4 protein-coding genes are annotated in these 3,991 nt (G+C 51.7%); 1 reads left to right on the forward strand and 3 read right to left on the reverse strand.

Annotated elements, in window-relative coordinates:
* Positions 1-2 precede the first annotated feature (2 nt).
* Positions 3-983 carry a porphobilinogen synthase gene (gene hemB / locus ACEW8P_RS20480; protein ID WP_373514933.1) on the reverse strand — a complete coding sequence of 327 codons (981 nt, stop codon included), beginning with the start codon at positions 981-983 and terminating at the stop codon, positions 3-5.
* 99 nt (positions 984-1,082) lie between these two features.
* Positions 1,083-2,237, reverse strand: coding sequence for a cystathionine gamma-synthase (locus tag ACEW8P_RS20485; protein WP_373514934.1), 1,155 nt, complete (start codon positions 2,235-2,237; stop codon positions 1,083-1,085).
* Positions 2,238-2,426: 189 nt separating this feature from the next.
* On the opposite strand from ACEW8P_RS20485, the gene ACEW8P_RS20490 reads away from it, so the two are divergent.
* Positions 2,427-3,098 (forward strand): hypothetical protein, encoded by a 672-nt coding sequence (locus ACEW8P_RS20490; RefSeq protein ID WP_373514935.1) that lies wholly within the window; start codon positions 2,427-2,429, stop codon positions 3,096-3,098.
* Here ACEW8P_RS20490 and ACEW8P_RS20495 read toward each other — a convergent pair.
* Positions 3,085-3,876, reverse strand: a complete 792-nt coding sequence (locus ACEW8P_RS20495; RefSeq protein ID WP_373514936.1) for an alpha/beta fold hydrolase — start codon at positions 3,874-3,876, stop codon at positions 3,085-3,087. The genes ACEW8P_RS20490 and ACEW8P_RS20495 overlap by 14 nt on opposite strands.
* Positions 3,877-3,991 lie beyond the last annotated feature (115 nt).

Raw genomic sequence — 3,991 nt, forward strand, 5'->3', positions numbered from 1 at the left:
TTTCATCCATTTTGTGCCAACGCAAATTCCTTGGCGAAATACGTCAATATAGCCTTCGCACCCGCGCGGCGAATGCTCATCAGGCTTTCAAGCATGGCACGTTCGCCCTCGATCCAGCCGTTTTGGGCGGCGGCTTTTATCATGGCATACTCGCCCGATACGTTATAGGCCGCAATGGGAATGTCAAAATTGTCGTGCAACATTTTGATGATGTCCAGATACGGTAAAGCGGGCTTCACCATCAGAAAATCCGCCCCTTCATCGAAGTCGAGCTGTGCCTCCACCAGTGCTTCCCGCGCATTGGCCGGACTCATTTGATAAGTTTTTTTATCGCCAAAGCGTGGGGCTGAGTCGAGCGCATCGCGGAAGGGACCATAAAATGCACTAGCATACTTAGCGGTATAGGACATAATACTGACATTCGTATGTCCTTCACCATCAAGGAAGTTACGTATATAGCCCACGCGTCCGTCCATCATGTCGCTGGGGCCGAGAATATCCGCGCCCGCCTTGGCTTGCGCCAAAGCCATTTTGCCCAAAATCTCCACCGAAACGTCGTTTACGATTTCACCGTTTTCCACGTAGCCATCGTGGCCGTCGCTGCTGTACGGATCCATCGCGATGTCAGTCATCAGCGTCAGGTCGGGAAATTTATCTTTGATTTCTTTGAGCGCGTTCAGGTACAGTGTATCCTCGCGGTAAGATTCGGTGGCGCGTTTGTCCTTTTTATCTTCAGAATAGTTAGGAAAAAGGCAGATAGCCTGAATCCCCAAATCCGCCACTTCCCGAATTTCTTCCAGCAAAGTATCCAGCGAAAACCGATAAATGCCGGGCATAGATTTCACTTCGCTCTTCACGCCCGTACCTTCCAGCACGAATAAAGGAAAAATCAGGCTCGACAGTGAAAGCGAAGTTTCCTGCGTCATTTCACGAATAGCGGCGGTACGGCGATTGCGTCGCGGACGTCGTGGGAGGTGTAGCATTGGGGGGGGGTAGTCAGTGACGTTTGGGTGGGAGTAAACGGTTAAAGGTTAAAATTCAGGCGTAGCGCATTGCAACAGTTGCAACAGCAGTTTTTACATTTAAGCAGTTTGGAGAGCTGCAATGGATTGGTTCAGATCTTCGATCAAATCTTCCGCATCTTCAATCCCCACACTCAGGCGAATCAAAGTATCTTTCAATCCGGCCTTCAGACGTTCCTCCTTCGGAATGCTGGCGTGGGTCATACTGGCGGGGTGGGTACAAAGCGACTCGACGCCGCCGAGTGATTCGCCAAGGGAGAACACTTCAAGGCTTTCCATGACTTTAATAGCCTCGTCGTAGTCATCACCTTTAAGCTCAAAGGAAACCATGCCGCCGTAGTCGCGCATTTGGCGGGTAGCAAGGTCGTGCGTAGCGTGGCTGGGTAAGCCGGGATAAAAGACCTTCCCTACCCTAGGATTTTCTTCCAGCCACTGAGCGATTTTTGCCGCGTTCTCACAATGTCGCTGCATTCGGATGTGTAGCGTTTTCAGGCCGCGTAGCACCAGGAAGCAATCCTGCGGTCCCGGCACCGCGCCGCTGGCGTTTTGGATAAAGGCCAGTTGTGCTGCCAGTTCGTCATCGTTCAAAACCAGAGCGCCCATGACGGTATCGGAATGTCCGCCCAAGTACTTGGTCACGGAGTGCATGACGACATCGGCCCCCATATCCAGTGGGTTTTGCAAATATGGCGTGGCAAAGGTGTTGTCCACCACAGTCATAATGCCTTTCTCACGAGCCAGCTTGACCACCGCTTCGATGTCGATGATTTTCAACAGCGGATTAGTCGGCGTTTCGATCCAGATCATTTTGGTGTTTTCCGTAACCGCCGCTTGGACATTGGCCGCGTCGGTCATGTCCACAAACTGAAATTTCAGGCCGAATGGTTCGAAAACCTTTCGCATAATCCGGTAGGTGCCGCCGTACAAATCGTTAGTGGAAATAATCTCGTCGCCAGGACGGAAAAGCTTCAAAACGGCGTCGGTCGCGGCCAGGCCGGAGGCATAGCAAATGCCGTGTTTACCGTTTTCCAGCGCAGCCAGGGCGTTTTGTAAGGCCGTGCGTGTTGGGTTATGAGTACGCGAGTACTCGTAGCCCTTATGCTTGCCAGGGCTTTCCTGTACGTAGGTAGAGGTTTGGTAAATGGGCGTCATAATCGCGCCCGTTGTAGGGTCGGGCTCGACGCCCGCGTGGATGGCTTTAGTAGCGAATTTCATTTTTTTAGTGGCAAAGTTCCAAAGGCACAAAGGCACAAAGGCACAAAGTTTTTAAGGTTGAGGGAGTAAGCAACGCTGAACTCCTGTTTTCTCATCAATAATTCAATAATTCAATAATTCAACATCAATTACACAATTCAACAATTACACAACTCCCCCTACCTTTGCCCCAAAACTACGACATCCCCCTTGGCGAACCCAATTTTCAAAAAATACCCGTTGCCGCTCGTGCTGAGTACCGTGCTGGCGGTGATGCCACTGCTGACTAGTTCGCTGCTGACCGCCTGGGCGGTGGGTTACGAAGAGTTTTGGTCAGCGCTGTCGCTGACTCAGTGGATTTTCATTACGCTGGCTTTGGCCGTTGCTTCCGCCTTCGCCCTGACGCCGCCCACTTTTCTGGCTTTGGTTTACGGCTATTTTCTGGGTTGGCTGGGTTTACCGTTACTCTTTCTGCTTAACCTTGCCGCGATCGGAATCGTTTTTTTTATGGGCAAAAAAATGATTCCACTTTCCTTTTTGCCCCAGATCCAGGCCGCCTACCCAGCGACTTCCAAACTGCTGCTGCGCTTTCATGAAAATCCGGTGCGGTTGATTTTCTTTACCAAACTCTCACCCGCTTTACCCTTCGCCATCACTAACCTGGTTTTTACCTTGGCCGGAGCTCGGCTGCCCCAGATGATGCTGGGCGGAGCGCTGGGGATGATTCCACGTACCATACTGGCCATGTGGATTGGTACTCAGGCCAAAGAGATCAAATACTTGCTGGAACATCCTAACGAAGGCATTGGCACCAAGCTACTCATTGTAGTCCTGGTTCTCGTTTCCACCGCTGGAGTACTTTGGTTTTTTAAGAGAAAGTAAGGGAGGCAGCGGTTTTCTCTACTAAACCGCCGTGTCCGCTTTCAAGTATCACAAAATGTCCGGCGGGTAACCGTCGAGAGAGCACTTTCATTTTGGCAGGCACAATCACGGGATCGTACTTTCCCACAAAAAGCCACACCTCCACCCCGTTTTCTTGCCATAGAGCGTACAGTTTGACAATATTGAAGGACAATGCCCGCAGGCTCACCCAAGAGCGGTAAATCCGCCGCCGCTGTTCAGGCGTTCCCATCGCGTAGCGCACAAAACTCACCATCCTCTCGGGTAGCAGACGGGCGCGGTGCGCCAGATCCGCAGCGGCGAACAGCGGCTGCGGATTATCGCTGAGCCGTCGATAAAGCCGCCGCGTAGGAGGAAAGCGGGTTGCCAGTCCGAATAATGGATGATCCACCACGCCATCGGGCGCGATGAGAATCAGCCGATTCAAGAGTTCGGGGAAGGCCTCCGCCGTAGCCAGGGCATAGCGTCCACCCAGGCTGAAGCCAACCACATCGAAGCGGGTGATTTTTTTTTCCTGAATAAAATTCTGAATCAACTTTTTCCAAAGTACCTTGGTCAACACGTCGGCGTCGGAGAATTCATCGGTACCATTCAAGCCCGAGCTCTGGCCATGATGAAACAGGTCAAAAGCGTAAATCGTGTAGTAGTCGCTCAGGTGCCAAGCAAAAGGTTCGTAACAACGCCGCCCCGTCTGCCCCACGCCGTGGAAAGCCAGCAGGACGTGCGGCCCGTGTCCGAGAATATCGTAGTGCAAATTCACCAACAGTAGCCCTTTGGGTGAAGGGTCAAACGGTTAAAAGGTCAAGGATTCGTAGAGTTCGCTTTTAATAAACAAAGCTGACATCACCTGAAAGTTTCAGAACGCCATTTAACAG

The sequence above is a fragment of the Persicitalea sp. genome (assembly GCF_041751555.1).
GTDB lineage: Bacteria > Bacteroidota > Bacteroidia > Cytophagales > Spirosomataceae > Persicitalea.